At 43.4% G+C, this 22,816-nt stretch carries 16 protein-coding genes; 11 read left to right on the top strand and 5 right to left on the bottom strand.

Going from position 1 to position 22,816, the window contains the following annotated elements:
• Nucleotides 1-409: 409 nt before the first annotated feature.
• Nucleotides 410-763 (top strand): zinc ribbon domain-containing protein YjdM, encoded by a 354-nt coding sequence (locus AC2SLO_RS11935; protein WP_486541634.1) that lies wholly within the window; start codon nucleotides 410-412, stop codon nucleotides 761-763.
• A gap of 150 nt (nucleotides 764-913) precedes the next feature.
• Here the strand turns inward: AC2SLO_RS11935 and AC2SLO_RS11930 are convergent, their stop codons facing one another.
• Together AC2SLO_RS11930 and AC2SLO_RS11925 are read right to left on the bottom strand one after the other, a co-directional pair.
• The gene (locus AC2SLO_RS11930) at nucleotides 914-1,849 is read right to left on the bottom strand and encodes an IS256 family transposase, variant Zn-binding type (RefSeq protein ID WP_495637105.1); all 936 of its coding nucleotides are present in this window, start codon (nucleotides 1,847-1,849) and stop codon (nucleotides 914-916) included.
• A gap of 204 nt (nucleotides 1,850-2,053) precedes the next feature.
• Nucleotides 2,054-2,938, bottom strand: a complete 885-nt coding sequence (locus tag AC2SLO_RS11925) for a DegV family protein (RefSeq protein ID WP_486543887.1) — start codon at nucleotides 2,936-2,938, stop codon at nucleotides 2,054-2,056.
• A 434-nt stretch (nucleotides 2,939-3,372) separates the two neighbouring features.
• Here AC2SLO_RS11925 and ppk2 point away from each other — a divergent pair, with 434 nt between their 5' ends.
• The gene (ppk2, locus tag AC2SLO_RS11920) at nucleotides 3,373-4,485 is read left to right on the top strand and encodes a polyphosphate kinase 2 (protein ID WP_486543886.1); all 1,113 of its coding nucleotides are present in this window, start codon (nucleotides 3,373-3,375) and stop codon (nucleotides 4,483-4,485) included.
• A gap of 106 nt (nucleotides 4,486-4,591) precedes the next feature.
• On the opposite strand, the gene AC2SLO_RS11915 is transcribed toward ppk2, so the two are convergent.
• From AC2SLO_RS11915 to cydD, 3 genes are all read right to left on the bottom strand, one after another.
• Nucleotides 4,592-5,811 (bottom strand): IS3 family transposase gene (locus AC2SLO_RS11915; protein ID WP_486541189.1). Its coding sequence is split into 2 segments (ribosomal slippage): nucleotides 4,592-5,475 and nucleotides 5,475-5,811, totalling 1,221 coding nucleotides; the frame shifts between segments, so codons are not numbered across the junction.
• A 120-nt stretch (nucleotides 5,812-5,931) separates the two neighbouring features.
• Nucleotides 5,932-7,683 carry an amino acid ABC transporter ATP-binding/permease protein gene (locus AC2SLO_RS11910; protein WP_486543714.1) on the bottom strand — a complete coding sequence of 584 codons (1,752 nt, stop codon included), beginning with the start codon at nucleotides 7,681-7,683 and terminating at the stop codon, nucleotides 5,932-5,934.
• Nucleotides 7,680-9,557 carry a thiol reductant ABC exporter subunit CydD gene (gene cydD / locus AC2SLO_RS11905; protein ID WP_486543715.1) on the bottom strand — a complete coding sequence of 626 codons (1,878 nt, stop codon included), beginning with the start codon at nucleotides 9,555-9,557 and terminating at the stop codon, nucleotides 7,680-7,682. The genes AC2SLO_RS11910 and cydD overlap by 4 nt, the downstream gene beginning before the upstream one ends.
• A 667-nt stretch (nucleotides 9,558-10,224) precedes the next feature.
• Here cydD and AC2SLO_RS11900 point away from each other — a divergent pair.
• From AC2SLO_RS11900 to tilS, 9 genes are all read left to right on the top strand, one after another.
• A complete protein-coding gene (locus tag AC2SLO_RS11900; protein ID WP_486543716.1) occupies nucleotides 10,225-11,823 on the top strand; it encodes a cytochrome ubiquinol oxidase subunit I in 1,599 nt (532 codons plus the stop codon).
• Nucleotides 11,816-12,952 (top strand): cytochrome d ubiquinol oxidase subunit II, encoded by a 1,137-nt coding sequence (cydB, locus tag AC2SLO_RS11895; protein ID WP_486543743.1) that lies wholly within the window; start codon nucleotides 11,816-11,818, stop codon nucleotides 12,950-12,952. The genes AC2SLO_RS11900 and cydB overlap by 8 nt, the downstream gene beginning before the upstream one ends.
• A gap of 27 nt (nucleotides 12,953-12,979) precedes the next feature.
• Entirely contained in the window at nucleotides 12,980-13,135 is a 156-nt protein-coding gene (gene cydX / locus AC2SLO_RS11890; RefSeq protein ID WP_486543717.1) for a cytochrome bd-I oxidase subunit CydX, read from the top strand.
• Nucleotides 13,136-13,311: 176 nt separating this feature from the next.
• Complete coding sequence (gene hemL / locus AC2SLO_RS11885; RefSeq protein ID WP_486543718.1) at nucleotides 13,312-14,613, top strand: glutamate-1-semialdehyde 2,1-aminomutase; 1,302 nt, start codon at nucleotides 13,312-13,314, stop codon at nucleotides 14,611-14,613.
• A 513-nt stretch (nucleotides 14,614-15,126) separates the two neighbouring features.
• Complete coding sequence (gene ppx / locus AC2SLO_RS11880) at nucleotides 15,127-16,647, top strand: exopolyphosphatase (protein WP_486543719.1); 1,521 nt, start codon at nucleotides 15,127-15,129, stop codon at nucleotides 16,645-16,647.
• A gap of 68 nt (nucleotides 16,648-16,715) precedes the next feature.
• Complete coding sequence (locus tag AC2SLO_RS11875) at nucleotides 16,716-17,525, top strand: acetyl-CoA carboxylase carboxyltransferase subunit alpha (protein WP_486543720.1); 810 nt, start codon at nucleotides 16,716-16,718, stop codon at nucleotides 17,523-17,525.
• Nucleotides 17,526-17,719: 194 nt separating this feature from the next.
• Complete coding sequence (locus AC2SLO_RS11870; protein WP_486543721.1) at nucleotides 17,720-20,041, top strand: FdhF/YdeP family oxidoreductase; 2,322 nt, start codon at nucleotides 17,720-17,722, stop codon at nucleotides 20,039-20,041.
• A gap of 4 nt (nucleotides 20,042-20,045) precedes the next feature.
• On the top strand, nucleotides 20,046-21,032 hold the full coding sequence (locus tag AC2SLO_RS11865) for a formate dehydrogenase accessory sulfurtransferase FdhD (RefSeq protein WP_486543722.1): 987 nt from the start codon (nucleotides 20,046-20,048) through the stop codon (nucleotides 21,030-21,032).
• Nucleotides 21,033-21,202: 170 nt separating this feature from the next.
• Nucleotides 21,203-22,804, top strand: a complete 1,602-nt coding sequence (gene tilS, locus AC2SLO_RS11860) for a tRNA lysidine(34) synthetase TilS (protein WP_486543723.1) — start codon at nucleotides 21,203-21,205, stop codon at nucleotides 22,802-22,804.
• Nucleotides 22,805-22,816: the final 12 nt, after the last annotated feature.

Here is a 22,816-nt window from a genome sequence, read left to right as displayed (position 1 = left end):
AATAGGTTATAGGAGTACTAGTATTTGCTATTTGCACAGCTTTTGAAAGGCAGCTTATTTTATTTAAATTTTAATGGCTAAACATAGAGTAAAGCAGGTAACTGGATTGATAAAGTGTCATCTTGTTTATAGTGGATTGATTAGGGTGTTGCGCGCATATTTCAATGATGAGCAATTGACTGGATGTCTCTTAATTGAAAGTGCGGTTAATAAACTGGCTAGGTAAAGCAAATTTGGGCGTGGTAGGGTACAATATAGGGGCATAAATGACTTACGTTTTCTATTTAATTGATGAGTATTCGGACGTGGTTTTACAACGGTAATTGTTTCTTTGAGTCTAGATGGCCGGTAACAATAAGGCGGCTCAGAGACAACCGTATAAAATGATGTCCCTACCAATGAGGATAAAATGAGCTTACCTAATTGCCCAAGTTGTGATTCTGATTTGACCTATGAAGACGGCGCTTTATTGGTGTGCCCAATGTGTGCCCATGAGTGGACCGCTGAAGAAGCCGACAATGCAGCATCAGAAGAATCAGAAGCTGTGATTCGTGATGCGGTTGGTAACGAGCTGCAAGATGGCGATGCAGTGACTGTGATTAAAGACTTGAAAGTAAAAGGGTCATCAACTCCGATTAAAGTGGGTACCAAAGTAAAAAGCATTCGCTTATTGCATGACGCGCCAGATGATCACGACATTGATTGTAAAGTCGATGGTTTTGGCCAAATGAAATTAAAATCATCGGTTGTGAAAAAAGCATAATTATTATTCCAGCGCTTTAGCTACTAATAAAAAGGCCTCGTATTTTAGATACGAGGCCTTTTTTAGTTAATAATGTATAGCAAATGATGGTGTAATGGACAAAATTCAGGCTAAAAACGAGCGGTTAGTCTCTAATGGACAAAATTCAGGCTACCCTTCAGAGTATGTCATTAAAAAGTTGTTAATAAACTTAAGCTTACGTTGTTTATTGAGCCCATTATGACTACTTAATTGTCGTTTTAACTCGCTAAACAAACCTTCTAGAGAATTAGTTGTATTTGGAATGTTTAAGTCATCTAATTTTCTAGAAGTGAATAACCAATCACTATTTACTCGCAAGCTTCTATAGGCACTTCTAAGACGCTTATGGGTGTACCAAGTCTTACCAGTATCTATATTGGTACTACGTTCATTTAAGTAGTCCTCATGAGTTAAATACCATCTATCCAAGTCCTGAATGAACGTTGTCTTATCATAATCCTTTATATTTAAAGCTAGCTGTCTAAGTGCAATACTTGCGATATTTTGAGGCCTACGAGTTAAGTATCGAGTGATGATCTGTAGCTGATGAAACTGGCACATTTGTATCGGTATATCTTTAAACAAAGCATTAAGACCTCGTCTTCCATCGCAAGTAATGCTAGTGATATCAATGCCTTGTGATTTTATATGCTCTATTCCCAGTTTATACAGAGCGTTGGTCTCATAGTGAATAATACGGTGGTGTAATACCGCTTTGCTTGTATAGTCGAGAAATACCATTAAGCCAAATGTTCTACCAAAGTAGGTCGTGTCCATCACTATGTTGGCACGAGTAGGTAGCTTATTAAGTGACTTTATCTCAATAGTATCTAGTCGCCTTTGTATGGTCTTTATGCTACAGCCATACTTATGAGCAAGTTGTTTATAAGTCTGTTTACCTTGAGTATATTCTTGCCACAAAGTTGTATTATTGAGCCGCCTGCCACCTAAAAACTGCCGATTACAAACAAGGCATTTGTACTGCTGTTTCCCTGATTTATAACCATTCTTTTTCGTGTGTTTTTCACCACAAAAAGGGCAGTTTTTTGATTCATGGCTTTCAATCCTTGCAAATACTTATAGTATATAGCTTTAAAGGGGGTGTCAGCCTGAATTTTGTCCATTATACCCAAATGATTTATAGTTGCCATCAGGTAAATGAGGTACAAGGCAACTGAGTGCAAGCACTACTGTAGTAGGCTTAGCGAGGTTAACACAGTAACGCTTTTATATGGCTGTGACTATAGATGAAGTATGACGCGCTGAATATCACATAGTCGGACACAGGTTAGCAGCGTAAGGTATATCGCCTTCAAATACACATAAACCCAGTCCACTTGGGCCATGGTTTGCCAGTGAAATTGACGATACGGGCAATACCGCAATTTTTTCAATCCCTGTTTTTTGCTTTAACATCTGCAAAAAGCGGGCGTCCAAATCAGGACGACCAGCACTTAACATATACGCAAAAGAGTCTTTACGCTTTACCGTATCACTCAATTGCTCAATTACGTAATAAAAGGCCTTGTCAAGTTTGCGAATCTTGATAATCGGCAGTACTTCACCTTCATCAGATACTTTAAGTACCGGCTTAATACTAAAGAAAGTCGCAAAGAATCCTGCTGGAGCAGATACTTTTTTGTTCTTAATCAAATAAGATAAATCATCTGCCACAAATAGCATTTTGTGACTGCCACGAATCGTATCCAAACGTGCAGCGATATCTGGCATAGTATGACCTTGCTGCATTAACCGGTCAGCCTCTAGCGCTAACAAGGCCTCGCATGCATTTAAATCTTTGGTGTCATAAACGTAGACATCCATGCGGTCTTTAAAGGTCTGTGCAACGCGGCTGATAATGTTATAGCTTTCACTAACATGTGAGGAGAGCGTGGTGATAAATACCTCTTTAACACCCTGCTCATGCAATTTACTAAGCTGCATCGCGACTTCTTCTGCAGGGGCAGGCGAGGTGTGCACAGGCGAGTGGCTGACCTCGTTCATTAAGCGCTGTAGACGGGTACTATTGATGTTTCTGCCATCAGTAAATTCGACATTATTAACGTGAATACGTAAGCGAATAAGCTCGACATTATGTTTGATATCCATATCATCAAGCCCAGAGGAGGATGTACTTAAAACCTTGCGACTCATACTTGGGCACCTAGTATCTTTATGGCGGTATGCTTTTAAAACAAAGCATACTCTAATTTTTGAGCATTTTACAAATGCATTATTCACTCGATTATAGAGGGATAATTAGGCTTAGGATAGTCAAAACCGCAGTTAATTGTAGGGACAACAGTCATTTAGCACAGAATAAGAGTTTGTTTATACTTATTGGAAGGTGAAAGTGATAACTAATACCTGTTTTTAGATGCTCAACAATCAACATAAAGTCAATAAGAATATAGGAATAACACACAGATTATAGGAATACACATAACTTTTTTAAGGTGTTATTTAGTATTGATGAAAAACAATTAATGGGTCACGAATTGCCGCAGATAACTGACCTGATTATTGCTATACTTAATTTAAAGACAGCTATTTTAGTATAGTATTTTACTTAATAATGGGAGCGGAGTATGTCAAAGAAATCCAAAAAGCCTGAGCAAGTTTCGGACGAGTATGTCACTAGTGAAAAAGACATCGAGAAATACGAAACCAAAAAGAAAAAACAAGGCAGCCGTATCAAAACCAAAGAGGTAATTGATCAAGTTATCCTCAAGGACTTGGTAGAAGGTAATATTGAAGGCATCTCTGAAGACCTACAAGCACTGATTCATGATGCCGCTCCTGATGATTTGGTTAAGCTAAAAGATTTGTTTGCCAAACATGCACTGGCCAATCAAGTGAAAACGGGCAGCAAAAGAGACGATGAGCTGTCTGATAACTGGCGCGAGGGTGGCTATCCTTACAAAAATCGCTTGTCGCGCAAAACTTATGAAAAGCAAAAGTATCACTTGCAAGTAGAGCTGTTAAAGCTACAGCGCTGGGTACGTGATACCGATCAAAAAGTTGTTATCCTCTTTGAAGGTCGTGATGCGGCTGGTAAAGGGGGTTCAATTAAGCGCTTTATGGAGCACTTAAACCCACGTAGTGCGCGCGTTGTAGCACTAGAAAAGCCAACAGAGCGTGAAATGGGTCAGTGGTACTTCCAGCGTTATATTCAGCACTTACCTTCAGTCGGTGAGATGGTGTTATTTGACCGCTCTTGGTATAACCGTGCTGGCGTTGAGAGGGTAATGGGTTTTTGTACTGATGAGCAATACCAGACCTTTATGAAGCAAACGCCAGAGTTTGAAAAGCACCTGATTGACTCAGGTATTCATCTTATTAAGTTCTGGTTCTCAGTGAGCCGTGATGAGCAGCGTCGCCGTTTTAAGCAGCGTGAAGCGCATCCATTAAAGCAGTGGAAGCTGTCACCAATTGATATGGCATCACTGGATAAATGGGATGATTACACCCTAGCTAAAGAAGCGATGTTCTACAATACAGATACTGCTGAGTCGCCTTGGATTGTGATTAAATCTGACTGTAAAAAACGTGCGCGTCTAAATGCTATGCGCTATGTGTTAAACAAACTTCCGTACGATGGCAAAGACAAGAAACAAGTGGGTAATGTCGATCCATTAATCGTGGGCCGTGCTGGTGCGCTTTATGAGCTTGGAGAAAAAGAAGACCTTGCGGTTGAATAAACGCTAGTTGTCTTAGTCTACTGCTTAAACAGTCTATGATTTTGTCTCGTCCTAAAATAGGTTGATGATTTAAAACAAGCCAGATACCCCGTGTATCTGGTTTTTTCTATGCAGAACACCCATAACTTTGATGAAACTCGAAAGGCGTTCTCATATTCAAACTTAAATGCGGTCTCATATGATTATAAATATAAACCGACTCATCAACGAGCACTCTTAGCTCATCTAACGTATTACACTGATGAATTAAAAACTCATCCTTTAAAATGCCATTAACGCGTTCAGCTAAAGCATTTTGATAACAGTCATAGCCATCTGTCATAGACGGTCTAATGTTGTTCTTCTCAAGCACGTCTTGATACTCTTTAGCACAATACTGTAAACCTCTATCAGAATGATGAATGGCATCATGCTGATAGCATCTTGATCTAACCGACATATCTAATGCTTTAACCACTTCACCAACTGGCATCGTATCACTGACATGATAGCCCATAATTCGTCTTGAATAAGCATCTGTCACTAAAGATAGATAATGCGTACCTTGCCTTGAGCGCACATAGGTTATATCTGCAACTAAGGTTTGTTCTGGTCTGACAGGCGCTGGTGCGTCTTTCGTTAAGTTAGGATGCTTTTTCATCCAGTGCTTGCTAAACGTCGTTTTAGTATAGCTTCGTCTAGGCTTTACTAATAGTTTGTGCACTCGTAGATAGTCAAAGAATGCATCACGACCCATCTTTATCTTTTGTGCGATAAGTTTAGGTTTGATCAGCCAGTATAGCTTTCTGCCACCTAATCGAGGCATAAACATTCGATAGTCTTGTACCCACTGCTTGATACAAGATAGCTCTTGCGCTCTTTTATAACGACGCTCCCGATACTGGTAAATAGCTTGAGGGCTGATGTTTAATATACGACATCCTTCGGCTAGACTCATTTGCTTGTCTTCTTTGAGTTGCCAGAGGATGTCGTAGGTGACTTTTTTATTTTGTTGACTCCGTTTGTACTCTCTAGCGCTTCAACTATCTTGCCAAGTAGTAGCGTACGTTTTTTTTCATCAGCCAGTTGTCGCTCAAGTCTTTTTATGATTTGGGCTGGGGTTTCTTTGTGTGGCATTCTTAGGCTCTTTGGCGGTGTATTCCAGTCTAATGTACCATGTTTCCTAAGCCAAGTTAGGACGGTACTACGTCCTTGTATGCCATAGTGCTTTTGGGCTTGTTTGTAGGTCATGTCGCCTTTTTCTACTTGCCCTACCACAGCTAATTTAAAGCCTAGTGTGTAATCTTTCTGTGTTCGTTTAATCCTTGATCTTTCTGCTTTGTCCATTTATAAGCTTCCTTTTCGTAAACTTATTTTAGGACGGGACATTTATATAAAAAAAGCCTCCTAATATATTAGGAGGCTTCTTTTATGGAATCGAACAAAGGTATTATTGTTAGCGCTAGGTTAAGTTAAATGCAAAGTTTGGTGTGGCCCCATATCCCATTCATGATGGCTAACGATAATTAAAATATCATTTTGTTGGTGAGTGCGGACACTTTGCCAGACTTGCTCTCGTGTCTGAACATCAAGACCGGCAAAGGGCTCATCTAATAGTAAGACCCGATGCGACTTTAAAAGTAGCCTTGCTAGTGCAATGCGCCGTGCTTGACCACCTGAAATCGCAGTACCATATTCACCTAAAGGCGTATACAGTCCTTGCGGCTGTGCAACCAGCCAATTGCCCAAACCAACTTTATCTAACACCTCAATTAATTCTGAGTCACTGGCATCTGGCTTACCCAAGCGTAGATTAGCCGCCAAACTTTGATCGAAGATATCCAACTGCTGCCCCAAATAGCCCAATTGATCTTGCCAATCATAATCAAACCAAGATTGACCGTTTAATAACACCTCACCTGAGAGCGGGGCCAATTCACCTGATAGCATGAGTAACAGTGTCGATTTACCGCAGCCGGAAGGCCCTTTAATCAAGAGTGGTGTGCCAGAAGTGATATCAGCGTTGACATCTTGTGCGCCAACAAGCGCTGTCGGGATTTTGGCGGTGACTTGATTAAGCTGAGCATGAAGTGCGCCCTTAGGCAGAGGTAAATCATGATGTTGACGATGACTATCAGTAGAGGCTTGGGTGGGATCAACATTTTGGTTAAGTAGCGCATTCAATCGCTCTTTTGCGGCGATGCTATTGCCAAGCGCCAGATAATGCTGCCCTAATGGTACGATAATCTCTTGAATACCTAACAATCCTAAAGTTACGGCCAAAATGAGAGGCACATTAATCTCAGCTGTGAACGAGCCCTGCGTCATATGGAGAATGGCAAATAACACGACCAACACAACAGCATAAAACAGCCACTGAATAACAAGCATATAAATAGAACGCAGCTTTTGCGCTTGCCATTCAAGCTGTTGCAAGTGGTCGTCTTGTTTCACATAGCCTTGTGTCTGAGGATGCCACTGTCCCCATAATAATAGCTGCGTAATAATCGCTAGCGGAGAGAGTAGCTGCTGCCGGCGTGATTCAGCAACTTGGGACAAGACTTTGGCATGGCGAATACCGCGAAGCGTCGATAATAGAGGTAGTGCTAGACTTGCCGCTAATAAGCTGTAAATAATTAGCTTGGTAGCAGGGTTAACCGGCAACGCCCAACCAATAAATAGTGCTAACAGCAGTACAGACAAGCTGCCAATAAGCCAAGGCGACACCACACGTAAGATAAACTCATCGAGCTTATCAATGTCACTCACCAAACGGTGCATATATTGTGAGGTCTGCAGCGTATTACGTTGCTGAGTTAACGGCAAAGCGGCTAAGCGTTTAAAGAATCGTAAACGCAGCGCTTTTAATAAGTTGAATACCGCATGGTGGGACACCATCAGCTCGCCATAGCGCCCCGCAGTACGTGCCATGGCGAGCATACGAATGATGCCAGCCGGTAGCATATAGTTAAAGCTGTGCGAGCCCACGGCAATGAGTCCGGCCAAGGCAGCACCCGTGATAAACCAGCCCGATATCATCAGCAGCGCAATCATCGAGATAGCGGTCACCAGTCCAAGTAGCCAAGAGATGAGCCATAAATCAAATGAGGGCTTAAACATATCGCGTAAGCGGAAAGTCGGCGACTCTGGGGCAGCAGATCTAGAAGGCTCAACTACTGAGGATTTAGCTAATGGTTTATGAACCTTTGGATCCGTCATCGTTGCTCTCCTTGTACAGCGGCTTTTGGTAGAGACAGCTTAACCACCTTATCTAACCAATTTAGCTGCTCGTGAGCATGCGTTACCCAAATGACGGTCTTACCGCGGCTGACCTCTTCTAATAACTGGTGAATATGCTGCGCTGTATCGGGGTCTAGATGCTCGGTTGGCTCATCAAGCAGCCATAAGCTATCGTCTCGTAGTAATAATTGCGCAATGCCTAGGCGCTGCTGTTGCCCGCCTGATAAGCCCTTGCCACGCTCGCCAAGTTTGGTATTTAATCCCTCAGGTAACTGCTCAATCAGCGACCACAGCGATACTTGCTGTAATACGGCAATTAACTGCTCATCACTGGCATTTGGGCTGGCAAGACGTAAGTTTTCAGCGATGGTGAGCGGCATTAGCGCTACTTGCTGCGCAAGATAACCCATATGTTGACGTAATTGCGATTTGCTGACATCGAGTAGGTTAATATTACCAGTCGTTGAGTTGTTCTGGTTAGAGGGTGATGAAGCTTGGATCGTCTTTGAAGTGACTAGGTTTATCTGACCTTGATAGTCGACAAAGCGCATAATGGCTTGTAGCAAGCTTGATTTTCCACTGCCACTGTTGCCGATTAAAGCCACACGCTCGCCTGCGTTTATCTCAAAACTGATAGGCGCTAATCGAATACGCGTTAAGCTTGGCTGCGCAGGCTGATCTATAGCAGCCGGCATGTCTTCTGTATTCACCTGTATGTGTGTGGTCTCAGTACTGTCTATATTGATTACAGGCGCATCAATACGAACCTCTGAGAACTGCAAGCCAAAGGCGTGTGATAAATCTATATTGGATGTTGATTGGGGAGCTTGTTGCTCGGTGCTCAGCTGAGCGGCTTGAACAATAGGCAGCAGACTTTGTACCGCGCCTTCTGCTTGAGCTTTGGCATGGTAATCTGCGCCCAATTGACGTAGCGGCGCATAAAACTCTGGTACTAATAATAGGATAAATAGTGCGCCGAAATACGGAACTGGCACGTGGCCTTTATCCCACGGCAAAATACCCATCAGGCCAAAACCAAGATACACCGCTACCAGAGCAATACTCAACGCGGCTAAAAGCTCTAACACTGCGCCATTCAAAAAGGCGATTTTTAATACATCCATAGTGCGGCGGCGATAATCCTCGCTACTATTGGCAAGATCGCGCTCTGCAATGTGTATCGCTTGCAAACGTTTAAGTGTCGGCATACCGCGTATCCAATCTAAGAAGCGTCCACTTAATTGCGACAGCGCTTCAAATTGTGCGGCACTTTTACGTGCGGTTAGATGACCGATTAAAATCATAAAAATAGGCACCAATGGTGCAGTCATAAACATCAGCGCTGCGGCAAACTTACTTTGCCAAGCCACGGCAATCAGCAGAATAATCGGAGTGCTCACCGTAACTTTTTTTTGTACGCTAAAGCGGCTAATAAACCCATCTAGTGCATCGGTCTGATCAATAATTTGACTTGATAAACTACCGTCATTGCCAAAATAACGTAAGTTTGGCCCCAGTGTGGCCATTGTCGTCAGTAAAGACTCTCGTAATTCACCGCGAACCTTTAAACTGGCTTTTGTACCCAGTAATTCACGCCCTGTGTTAAGCACTGGACGCAGCATAAAGCAGAAAACAAGTCCCCAATACCAATTTAAAGATACCCCTGTAGATAATGGTTGCTGCTGAAAATAATTATTCAGCCAAGTGCTAAACAGACTGGCAAGTAGCCATGCTTGCCAAACAAACATCAGACAACTAATAATCGTCAATAACCAAGCCATGTTCAGTGCTCGACGTACCTTATTAATTAGCTGTTTTAAAAAGTCTTTTTCAGCATGAGAAAGTGTTGCCATAGGGTTATCTGTCTTAGGTAAGGGAAGCGAAAGTTACGAGATACAAAAGGTAAAGGAGGGGAGTAAAAATTAGGTATAAGCTTATGTAAACATTCTAAGCCTTACAGCAATGAAAAGCCAATAGCTGACAACCTCCTTATCAAAGTGGAAACACAAGCGTATGATTTAATAGTATGGCCTAGTTTGATATCACCGATAAATTAGGCTAGCTATGATGGCTAAAACAATCACGTTAAGATATTATAGGGTTAATTAAACCCATAGTTATATTATGGTTTTATTAATATTCTCGCAGTCAACTATTTCTTCGAAAAATATTAATTATTAGATTTTATCAATTAATAAGCTATACCTGAGTATATTATATATAATAGTATACAAATAATTTATGACTGTCTCATCTGCTAAAAAGTGGATAAGTCACAGATAAAGTCGTTTATATTTATAGGATAATTTATTTGCTGGCATCTTTTGGGTTCACAAGATGTTAAAAATTATGGGTAATGCAGGATTAATCGCTCAACTGATTTAATAGTACGTAAAAGCGGATGAATAGGGATGTGAGTCATAAATGTTGCCATCATTGATGACGGCTTGCTTGTTACTGCCTTGTACTATGTCAATCAAGTAATGATGTGGCTTAATCCTTCTTTTTAGGAGGTTTGGTATGATTACTGAACATCTCGTTGATATATCCCGTTTGCAATTTGCGGTGACGGCACTGTACCACTTTTTATTTGTGCCTCTGACATTAGGTATGGTCTGGATTCTGGTTATTATGGAATCAGTCTATGTCACCACAGGTAAGCAAATCTGGAAAGACATGACGAAGTACTGGGGCAAGCTCTTCGGTATTAACTTTGCTTTAGGGGTGACCACTGGGATTACGATGGAATTCCAGTTCGGTACCAACTGGGCATACTATTCACATTACGTGGGCGACATCTTTGGTGCACCGCTCGCTATTGAAGGCCTTATGGCATTCTTCTTAGAATCAACTATGGTTGGCCTTTTCTTTTTTGGTTGGGATAGATTATCACGCACTCAACATCTGATAGTCACCATGTTGATGGCACTGGGTACTAACCTTTCAGCGTTATGGATTTTGATTGCCAACGGCTGGATGCAAAGTCCGGTTGGGGCAGAGTTTAGTTATCAGACCATGCGTATGGAGATGGTAAGCTTCTCTGAAATCCTATTCAACCCAGATGCGCAAAATAAATTCGTACATACGGTCTCTGCCGGTTATGTGACCGCTTCTGTGTTTGTGTTGTCTATTTCTGCGCTTTATCTATTACGTAAGCGCGATGTTGATTTTGCCAAACGTAGTTTCCAAGTGGCCTCGGCTTTTGGTATCGCCTCTATCTTAAGTGTGATTATATTGGGCGACGAATCTGGGTACTCAATCGGTGCGGCTCAGCAAACCAAGATGGCAACCATTGAAGCCATGTGGCATACCGAGCCTGCACCAGCAGCCTTTAACCTAATTGCAGATATCAATGAGGAAGAAGAGAAAAACGATTGGCAAATTCAAATTCCTTATGCCATGGGTATTATAGGTACCCGCTCGTTTGATAAAGAAATTCCTGGTATTCACGACATTAAAGAAGTCAACCGCGAGCGTATTCAGCACGGTATCGTCGCAGTTGGCTTGCTCGAACAGCTGCGTGAAAATCCGAATGATGACACGCTAAAAGCTCAGTTTGAAGCAGTAAAAGACGACTTGGGCTTTGGTTTATTGGTTAAAAAATATACTGAAGATGTCTCTCAAGCCACGCCTGAAATGATTCAAAAAGCAGTGGATGACACCATTCCATCAGTCAGACCTATGTTCTGGTCATTCCGCGGTATGGTGGGTCTTGGCTTCTTAATGTTGGCACTGTTTGCAGCAAGTATGTGGTATACCGTCAAGGGTACCTTCGCTGAGAAAAAATGGCTATTAAAATGGGCGGTGGTTATGCTACCTGCACCTTGGATTGCCATTGAGCTTGGTTGGTTCGTTGCTGAGTATGGTCGCCAACCTTGGACTATTTATGGCGTGTTACCGACCCATTTATCAGTGACTAACTTTAGCGTAGCCAACGTATATGGCTCATTAGCAGGCTTTGTTGGTTTCTACACTATTTTACTGATTATTGAAGTTTATTTGATGGTCAAATACGTGAAGTTAGGCCCTGCAAGCTTAGGCACAGGGCGCTACGACGGCGAGACACCACGTGATGTCACACCGGTTGGCAGCAAGAAGGAGGTGGACCATGTTGTTTGATTATGAAACGCTAAAAATGATTTGGTGGTTACTGGTCGGCGTCTTATTGATTGGCTTTGCTATCATGGATGGTCATGATATGGGCGTGTGTACGCTGCTGCCTTTTGTGGGTAAAGATGACGACGAGCGCCGTGTGATTGTCAATACGATTGGTCCACACTGGGAAGGTAACCAAACTTGGTTTATCACTGCCGGCGGTGCGCTATTTGCAGCATGGCCAATGGTTTATGCGCTAGCCTTTAGTGGCTTTTATTGGGCAATGATGGCGGTGCTTTGGGCGTTGTTTTTCCGCCCAGTGGGCTTTAAATACCGTAACCTAATTAAAGATCAAAGATGGCGTAACGCTTGGGACTGGGGCCTGTTTGTTGGCTCATTTATCCCTGCCGTGGTCTTTGGTGTGGCGTTTGGTAACTTATTCTTAGGCGTGCCATTTAGCTTTGATAACACCATGCGCTCAACCTATACCGGTAGCTTCTTTGAGTTATTAAATCCATTCTCTATATTATGCGGATTGGTGAGTGCGACTATGCTTATCATGCAGGGCGGTACTTACCTTGCTCACCGTACTGAAGGTTTGATTCAATCACGTACGGTGAGATACACCATGATGGCAGCATTAGCGATGGTGGTATTATTCGTCGGTGCAGGCTTCTGGATTCAGTCAATCGATGGCTATGCTATTGTTTCTCAGATTGACCCCGCTGCGCAGCCAAACCCATTAACTAAAGAAGTGGTGGTACAGCCAGGCGCTTGGATGGCGAACTATGAAACCTATCCTTGGGCATGGGCATTCCCAATCTTGGGTGTGGTAATGCCATTATTAAACATGGCGCTGTTAAAAATCGGCAAAACATTAACGGCGTTTGTTACTTCTAGTATTGCGGTGCTGGGCGTAATTATGACAGCGGGTATTTCACTATTTCCGTTTATTATGCCATCGTCATCACATCCTGATGCCAGCTTGACCATTTGGGACAGTGTTTCGAGTCACTTAACGCTCATGATTATGTTGTACGTGGTGGTACTACTGCTGCCTATCATTGTTTTCTATACCAGCTGGGCGTATAGCGTCATGCGCGGTAAAGTAACGGTCGCTTATATCCGTGAAAACGATCACACAGCGTATTAAACGCACGACTAATTTTAGGAGAACACTATGTGGTATTTTGCATGGATATTGGGATTGGGCTTCGCCGTATTACTGGCGATTGTCAATGCGATTTGGCTTGAGTATGGGCAAGATCGTATCGATGCCTTCCATCCAAAACCTAAAGAAACCAAAGATCCAAATTTAGAGAAAACGCCTAAATAGGATTTAGCATTCCAATAGGTCTTATAAAAATAAGGCTACAAAGTGGGCTCATCAGAGCCCGCTTTTTTTTGTTAAGATAGTCACCATAAGTGCTATCCCCATTTTCTAGAGTCGTAACCTTTATAATCAAAAAAGATAACAAGGTTTTTATTCATCTGTTAAATAGAGTCATTATTATGAGTACTAAAAACGAACAACTATTCTTACAAGCCAAAAAACACATTCCAGGCGGCGTAAACTCGCCAGTACGTGCCTTTGCCGGTGTCGGTGGTACGCCTATCTTTATGCACAAAGCGGCCGGCAGCAAGATTTATGATACTGAAGATAATGAGTACATTGATTATGTGGGTTCGTGGGGTCCAATGATTTTGGGTCATGCGCATCCAAAGGTCATTGATGCGGTGAAAGCGGCTGCCGATGATGGCTTAAGCTTTGGTACGCCAACCACGTTTGAAACCTCGGTTGCTGACACCATCTGCGATATCGTACCAAGCGTTGAGATGATTCGTATGACCAGTTCTGGTACGGAAGCGACCATGAGCGCAATTCGCCTAGCACGTGGTTATACCGGCCGTGACAAGATTGTTAAGTTTGAAGGCTGTTACCATGGCCATTCAGACAGCTTATTGGTAAAAGCTGGTTCTGGTATGCTAGATATCGGTGAGCCCACGTCACAAGGCGTGCCAGCCGACTTTGCTAAGCACACCATTACGCTGCCTTATAATGATCCACAAGCAATCAAAGACTGCTTTGAGAAGTGGGGCGATGAGATTGCTTGTGTGATTGTTGAGCCAATCGCTGGTAACATGAATATGGTTGTACCAACTCAAGAGTTCCATGACACCCTGCGTGAGCAGTGTACCAAAGGTGGTGCGGTGCTAATCTTTGATGAAGTGATGACAGGATTCCGTGTGGGTCTTGGCGGCGCGCAAGCTTATTTTGGGATTAAGCCAGATTTGACCTGTTTTGGTAAAATTATTGGTGCAGGTTTGCCAGTAGGCGCCTTTGGTGGTAAACGTGAAATTATGGAGTGCATCGCTCCGATGGGCGGCGTGTATCAGGCTGGTACCTTATCAGGTAATCCAATCGCCATGCGTGCCGGTATTGCCATGTTTGAAGATTTAACCGTTGATGGTTTCTACGACCAAGTCGCTGATAAAGTTACTTATTTAGTCGATGGCATTCAAGCTGCTGCAGAGAAGCACGGTATTGAGCTGCGTTCAACGAAGCTTGGCGGTATGTTCGGTTTGTTCTTTGTGAAAGGTGCAGACGTGCAACTACCTCAAAACTTTGATGAAGTCACCGCTTGTGACATGGATAAATTCAATACTTTCTTCCATGGCATGTTAGAGCGCGGTATTTATCTGGCACCATCGGCTTATGAAGTTGGCTTTATGTCATCTAAGCACTCAGCAGAAGATTTAGATGCGACCATTAAAGCAGCAGATGACGTATTTGCTGAAATGGCTGCTGCCTAGCGTTGTGTCAATAATTTACAAATAAGAGACATACGTTAAAAACGCATGATTCAGGACTTGGCTTGATACAATATTTAAACCATATTGAGCCAATTATTGATGAATGACAGTAAGCAATATCATCTAGATTAATACGAGGTCTTTCTTATCCTAATTGGGTTTACCTAATTAGGATAAGGAGGGCCTTTTTACATTTAAATCGCTTATTCTGAACGATGGTTAATCATAACAAAGGTTATACCAAGTGCAGCAAGCCAACATAACGATATATAAGCTCACTTGCGCCTGTTTGGCATAAGTGATTTAATGCTAATAAGCTTTTCAACTGTGTTTAGTCAGGCTATCTTTGTTAAAATAGGCGACAGATTTTTTATGGATACGCATTTGTTGAATTGTCTATACATGTCTTATTAACCTCTGAGTCATTAAAGACAAAAATGTGTATTATGGAACCCATTATATAGCCGGCATTGATGCCTGCTACTCTATTAATTTAAGGTAATAAACGCGCATATGCCTAATAACTTCCTAGCGAATAATGAGCTTATGGCAGCCATTGATATTGGCTCTAACAGTTTTCACCTTGCGATTGCCCGTCTTGACCATGGTGAGGTTCGTAAAATCGCGTCTATGTCTGAGAAAGTGCAGTTAGCAGCAGGCTTAGATAGCAATAAGATTCTTAGCGAAGAAGCACAGCAGCGAGGTCTAGATTGCCTATCACGCTTTGTGGGCAGACTTGATTCAGTATCAGCAGACAGATTGCGTATTGTGGCAACCAACGCATTGCGTCAAGCAAAGAATGCCGACGAATTTATTAGACGCGCCAATGAAATCTTGCCTAAGCCGATTGAAATTATCGCTGGCCGCGAAGAAGCACGTTTGATTTATCTGGGTGTATCACATACCAATGCCTCTAGCGATAAACGCTTAGTTATTGATATCGGTGGTGGCTCAACCGAGTTCATTATTGGTCAAGAGTTTGATCCTCTGCTTACTGAAAGTTTGCAAATGGGCTGTGTGGCGTTCACTCAGCGCTTCTTTGATTCAGGTGATATTGATGAGGATTCGTTTAATGATGCTATCGCTGCTGCCCGTAAAGAAGTGCTCGGTATTAGTGGTACCTATCAAAAGACAGGGTGGAGTAGTGTGGTCGGCTCTAGCGGTACGATCAAAGCGGTACGTAATGTGTTGGTCTCGAAAGGCTGGGCCGATGAGCAAGAGCGTATTACCTATCAAGGCGTTAAAAAACTACAAAAAGAATTGATAGATATCGGACGCGTTGAAGATATTGAGTTAGAAGGCGTGAAAGAGCACCGTAAAGCAGTGTTCCCTGCTGGAGTTGCTGTGCTACGAGCGTCGATGAAGGTTCTGGGGATTGAAACCATCGCCTATTCGGATGGTGCGCTACGTGAAGGGGTAATGTACGATATGCTTGGGCGCTTTGCCAGTGAAGATGTGCGTGACCGCAGTGTACAAGCGCTTATCGTGCGTTATTCAGTGGACAAAAAGCAGGCAGAGAGAGTCGTTAAAAGCAGTCAGCAATTGTTTGAGCAAGCACAAGAGGCGCTAGGACTAAGCAGTGAGGACAATGATTTACTGCGACGCACCGCCTATTTGCATGAGATTGGTCTTGCTATTAGTCATAGCAGCTATCATCATCACAGCGCTTATTTACTTGAATATTCGGATATTCCTGGGTTTTCGCAAGTCGATCAATTGCGCATGGCGCAGCTGGCGCGTACTCATCGCCGTAAGCTTAAAACCGAGAACCTAGAGCAAGCAAAGTCTATTGGTGGTGATTCGCTGGTGTATTTGAGTTTGCTGTTGCGCTTAGCGGTACTGGTGCATCGTAGTCGCAATGAACACGATAAAAGCGTGCTAAAACTGGTTATTAACGACCCTAGCGATTGGCAGATTAATGTCGCTTCTGACAGCGAAGAGTATCCACTATTGGTCTCTGATTTAAATGACGATGTGGATCAATTCAAAAAGTGGGGCGTAAAGTTAAGCATTGTCTGTGAAGCGAGCGCTTAACACCTACCGCTACCGGATTTAATGATTACGAATATTAATATAAGAACGATAAAAACTAAGGACGTATCATGAGTGCAGTTTGGGACAGTGTTAGCTTAGCAAGACATGCCAAGCGCCCTTTATTTATGGATTATGTAGGGCAGCTATTTACTGATTTTGATGAGCTACATGGTGACCGTGCGTTTGCTGATGACAGAGCGGTCATCGGTGGTTTGGCACGCTTTAACGGTGAACCGGTACTGATTATTGGTCAACACCGTGGCCGTAGCACGCGTGAGCGTATCGCACATAACTTCGGCATGGCGTATCCAGAGGGCTATCGTAAGGCGATTCGTTTGGTCAAATTAGCTGAGCGTTTTAAATTACCGGTGATGACCTTTGTGGATACGCAAGGCGCCTATCCTGGCGTTGGTGCAGAGGAGCGCGGGCAAGCACAGGCGATCGCAGAGAGTATCGCCACCTTTAGTAGCCTCAAAACTCCCATTATTGTGACCATTATCGGTGAAGGCGGTTCAGGTGGTGCGCTTGCCATCGGGGTGGGTGATAAGGTAAATATGCTGCAAAACAGTATTTATTCGGTCATCTCACCAGAGGGCTGTGCTTCTATTTTATGGAAAACAGCGGAAAAAGCACCTGAAGCATCTGATGCGTTAAAGCTTAATGCTGATAACCTATATCAGCTTGGTCTGATTGATGCCATTGTTGATGAAGGCGTTGGTGCTCATATTGACTCAAAACTGGTCATGACTAATTTGCAGCAATTGCTGACTGAGCAGCTAAATGAGCTGAAACATATAGATACCGAGCAATTGGTTGAGCAGCGTTATGCACGGTTAAGAAGCTTTGATTCGACAGTCAGCCTCAGTCATCCCGCTTAGCTGATCCTCTTATTTAATTTTAAAGACATGCCCTAGCGCATGTCTTTTTTGTGAGCATTGGTTTTTGTTTTTCATATTGTATGCAATTTGCTAAACAATGTACCGCATTCCCATATTTGACTTATACTGGTTATATTACTGTTTTTTAAAACTCTATATTTTTAAAATCCCATACGTTCATTTACGAGGTCGTTATGCGTAAAATACCTGTTTACAATCATCCCGCCGCTGGCTGGTCAGCTTTGCTTGACTCTAGCCGTGTTCTGATGGATTACAAAGCCTTCTTACGTGGTAGTGTCAGTGTGCTTGGGAGTAATCAGCCCAAAGGTGGTTTTGATTGTCCAGGCTGTGCATGGCCGGATCACAAGACGCATAAGACCATTGATGTGTGTGAGACAGGGATTAAGGTATTGGCCAGTGAGACCATGACCAAACGTGCCGACGCCTCGTTTTTTGCCAAGAATCCAGTTAAAGAGTTACAAAAATGGTCGGGCTATGAGCTTGAGCAAGCAGGGCGTTTAACGCAGCCGATGCGTTATGATGGCAAACAAGATCGCTACGTGCCAATAGCTTGGAGCGATGCATTTGTGCGTATTGCTGAGCAGTTAAAAAGCTTGGCATCGCCTGATGAGGCACTGTTTTATACTTCAGGCCGAGTGACCAACGAGCCGGCTTTTATGTATCAATTGTTCGTACGCTGTTTTGGTACCAATAATTTACCGGATTGCTCAAACATGTGTCACGAACCGACCTCTGTGATGTTATCAAAGCAAATCGGTGTTGGTAAAGCTACCGTGGTGCTCGAGGATTTTGAGCAAGCAAAACTGATTTTAATGTTCGGTCAAAACCCAGCGACCAACCATCCACGTATGCTTGAGATGTTAGCGCATGCGCATAGTGAGGGTTGCCGTATTATTTCTATTAACCCCATGCGTGAGCAGGGTTTACAAAAATTCAGAAACCCTCAAAAAATCACACATATGGTGGCCGGTTCAAGCGACGATATGGTTGACGAGGTTATTCAAATTCAAATTGGCGGTGATGCGGCGTTACTCACTGGCCTAGCTAAATGGCTGATTGAGAATGACAAGATTAATAAGCCATTTATTAACGAGCATACTTCAGGCTTTGATAATCTAAAAACATGGATTGAAACACAAACGTGGGATGATATCGAGCAAGGCTGTGGTATCAAACAAGCAGACATTGTTGAGCTTGCAAAACTCGTTGCTGATAGTCCAGCAACCATTTGTACGTGGGGTATGGGGATTACTCAGCACGTTCAAGGCGATGATAACGTAGCCATGGTAACCAACTTATTATTGTTAATGGGCATGATAGGAGTAGATGGTGCAGGCGCGTCGCCAGTGCGTGGGCACTCAAACGTGCAGGGCGATCGCACCATGGGTATCCATGAACGTCCAGCCAAATCTTTGCTTGATAGCTTAGAGCAAGTTTTTAATCGTCCGATGCCGCAAGAGAATGGCTATGATGTGGTGCAGGGCGCTCAGGCCCTGATTGAAGGTAAAATCAAAGCCTTTATGGGTATGGGTGGTAACTATTCGGTAGCCGCTCCTGATAGCAAGGCTATTCAACAAGCGCTTACCAATAATCAGCTCAATGTCTTTGTGGCGACCAAGCTTAATGAAACCATGTTATACCCAGGTGTGGATAATATTATCCTACCTTGCCTAAGCCGTACTGAGAAATTTATTACCGCCAAAGGCAATCAGTTCGCCACTATTGAAGATTCTATGTGTCAGATTGTACCTACAAAAGGTACCTTGTCACCCATTAGCGATCAGCTCAAATCAGAAGCACAAATCGTAGCCGGTATGGCAATCCATTTGTTTGGTTCAGACACCGATATTGATTGGCAAGCGATGAGTGAGGATTACGACCTAGTGCGTGACTATATTGCCAAGGCCATTGATGGTTTTGAGGACTTCAATACACGTATTCGTGAACATGAGCGTGGTTTCCATTTATATCATCCGGCGCGTCATCGTGAATGGAATACGCAAACGGGTAAAGCACAGTTTGAGGTCCCTCATTATCCGATTACTTATGTGGCTAAAGAGATGCAGCAAACCACAGCAGCGCATCATAATGATGGGGCAGATAAAAAAGACACCAGCAGTAAACGGCAAGGTGGTAAACAGCAGGCGATTTGGCAATTTACCTCAGTGCGTAGTCATGATCAGTTTAATACCACTATCTTTGGTCATGAAGACCGCTACCGTCAGACTAAGCGCCGTGATGTGTTGTTTATGCACCCAGATGAGATGAGCCGTATGGGCTGGAAGGAAGGCGATAAAATTACTGTGACGCGCAATGACAGTCACGGCAAACCGCGCCGTCTAGGGCCGTTGGTATTAGCTCAAATGGACATTGCTGCTAATGCAGTCGCTGCGTATTATCCTGAGTGTAATGACTTAATGGACTTAGACAGCCACGCGCCTGACTCCCATATTCCTTCTTACAAGTCCGTCACTGTGATGCTAGAGCGGTGTTAACTTAATGATAGCTGCTATTAAAGAAGAGCCTGTTTGTGATGAGCCGATGAGTGTTGATGCTTTAAATCAGCAGCAGACACCGTTGGCACGCACGCATGTGACTCAGCGTGACTATTATCGGCAAGATGGCTTGGCTTTAAATGATATTAATCACAATCAAAGTCCATTTGATGCGGCTTGTTTGTCAGAAACATTGGCGGTAGAAGCGGCCGTTGCTATTGTGATTAATGGCATTCATTATGCGGTATTAATGGCTAGCCCCAGTGAGCTTGAGTACCTTGCATTAGGGTTCTTGTTTAGTGAAGGGTTGATTCAACACAGCCGAGACTTGCTTGATTGGGAGATTACTCACATAACGAGTGCTTTGGATTTGCAGAAATTTAGTGGTGGCAGCGTGGAAGAGTCATCGACGCTTGAAACGCTTGAGAGGCTGCAACAGCAATTGCAGGATTATGATGCCTATGTGGTAGAGCTGACTTTAAATCAGCGCAGCCATCAACGGATTCAGGCACAGCGTCGACAGTTAGCCGGCCGTACTGGCTGCGGTATGTGTGGTATGACAGGGCTGAGTCAAGCATTGCCCGATTTAAGCGACTATAAAAATCCGATAACTAACAGGCCGTCTCTTGGGCAGCTATTGAGCATACGTCATCAAATAGATGCGGCTCAAGTTACTCATCAATTGACCGGTGCAGTGCATGCGGCGGCTACGTCGTATCAAGGTCAACTGTATCTGTTCGAGGATGTTGGTCGCCACAATGCGTTAGATAAACTAATCGGCTGGCAATTACGCCATCAGGCTGATGTTGATTGTGTGGTTATGACCTCAAGGCTGTCTATTGAGCTGGTACAAAAGGCAGTACGCTGCAAGCTGCCTTGGCTGGTGGGGATGTCGGCTCCGACCAGTACTGCGGTACGTGTGGCACAGCGTTATGGGTTGGGACTCGCAGGATTCTTAAGAGACAATAGAGTGACTTATTATTCTAATTAGCTGTCTGTTAGAAACACCGTTTTTCTAGAATAATTTTGTTGGTCATGGCTAACATTTATCCTTATCCAATGCTGCTTGTGCTTTTCTCTTATTTATCACACGATAATCTATAAGCGCACTCCTTTTTCCCTCTTTATTTTAGTCTCTTATTTGTTAACGATACTCTTTATATGACCGCTACAGATGCTTTATTCCAAGCTTTGCTTAACAGTTTTCAACAGTATGCCGATCATTTAAACGGTAAGCGGATATGGCTAGCATGTAGTGGTGGACGTGATTCGCTCAGCTTAGCATTGGTTTGCCGTCAGTTGTTCGATACTGGTCAACTGCCTTTTTTGCCGCAGCTGCTTCATGTAAATCATGGCATGCAGGAGGCTAATAGTGCTTGGGCGCAGCAAGTTGAGCATTGGTCGCGACAAGCAAAGATGCCATATACAGTTTTGTCCCTGCAGTTGACTGAAAAAACAGAGCAGGCAGCACGGCAAGCACGTTATGCAGCTATGATGGATGTTATGAATAACGATGACGTATTGCTATTAGGTCATCATCAAGATGATCAGGTAGAGACCGTGCTGATGCGCTTATTTAACGGGGCAGGGGTGACAGGGCTTAGCGGTATGCAGGCATGGCGTTATAAATCTGCGACAACGAGTATGGCCAATAATAATATAGGTCATCGGTCTTGCACTACCAAAGGCGTTTATTTGTGGCGACCTTGGTTAACCGTCAGCCGCACACAGATTACAGATTATGCTCATTTGCAGCAGTTAGACTATATCGATGACCCGACCAATGTGGGTCATGATTTAGAGCAAGCTAGTAGCATAGATGATATAAATGATGAGGCACTCAATGACAGAGCATGGCTGCGTAGCGTGTTAATGCCACGGATTTTGCAGCGTTATCCTCAGGCGAATGCGTCAATCTCTCGTAGTAGTCAATTGCTTCAAGATGCCAGCGGCATTGTTAGTAAGCAGGTACAGACAGATTTACAAGCGGTTTGTCTTACTGAAGATGATTGTCAGGGAGTGCTAGACATTGAGCGATTACACTATTTATCTAGTGCTCAGCAGTCGGCATTAATGCATGCTTGGCTGTCGCCAACCCAGACAGAGCTGCCACCATCGAAGCGTCTGGTTGATGACGTGTTAGTGTTGAGTGCGCGTAATAATACAGATCATCAAACCAGTTTGTATTGGGACAGTGGCGCATTTCAATATGAAATTCGTCGTTACCAACATAAGCTATATCGCCTACGTAGCCCGTATATTGATTGGCTGCAAGTCCCACCTGATACCCAACATATCGACCTTAATAAAAATAATATTGAAAATACCCCCAACGATATTGGTTTAAAGTCAGCTAATAGGCACTTAGATATTCATTGGAGGCTGCAGGGTATTCAGCCATTAGCAGCTGCTGTATTTGAGGCTTTTAATACAGTAAGCCCTATAAATCAGCTGTCACCATCAACTATTCAAAAAGTGACACTAAAGTTTGAGCCATTGCCCCGCAATTTAAAGGTATCGCTGGCAGGACGGTCAGGGCGTAAATCAGGTAAGAAGCTACTTCAGGCTTTAAATCAGCCTAGCTTTATGCGTCAATCCGTCGCATTATGCTCGCTTAATTTAGTTGCAGATGATGGCACTACTTCTATAGTAGACATGCCTTTATTTATTGTTACTGCTGATGCGATTACCCTTTTAGAGAGTCCTTTGGTAAATCCATTAAAGGATATAACTACCAATCATCTACTGAGCGTCACTCGATAAATGCGCTGATTG

It is taken from the genome of Psychrobacter sp. CX14 (assembly GCF_057396205.2).
The sequence above is the reverse complement of the archived record's forward strand: the minus strand, read 5'-3'. Positions and strand labels throughout refer to the sequence as shown.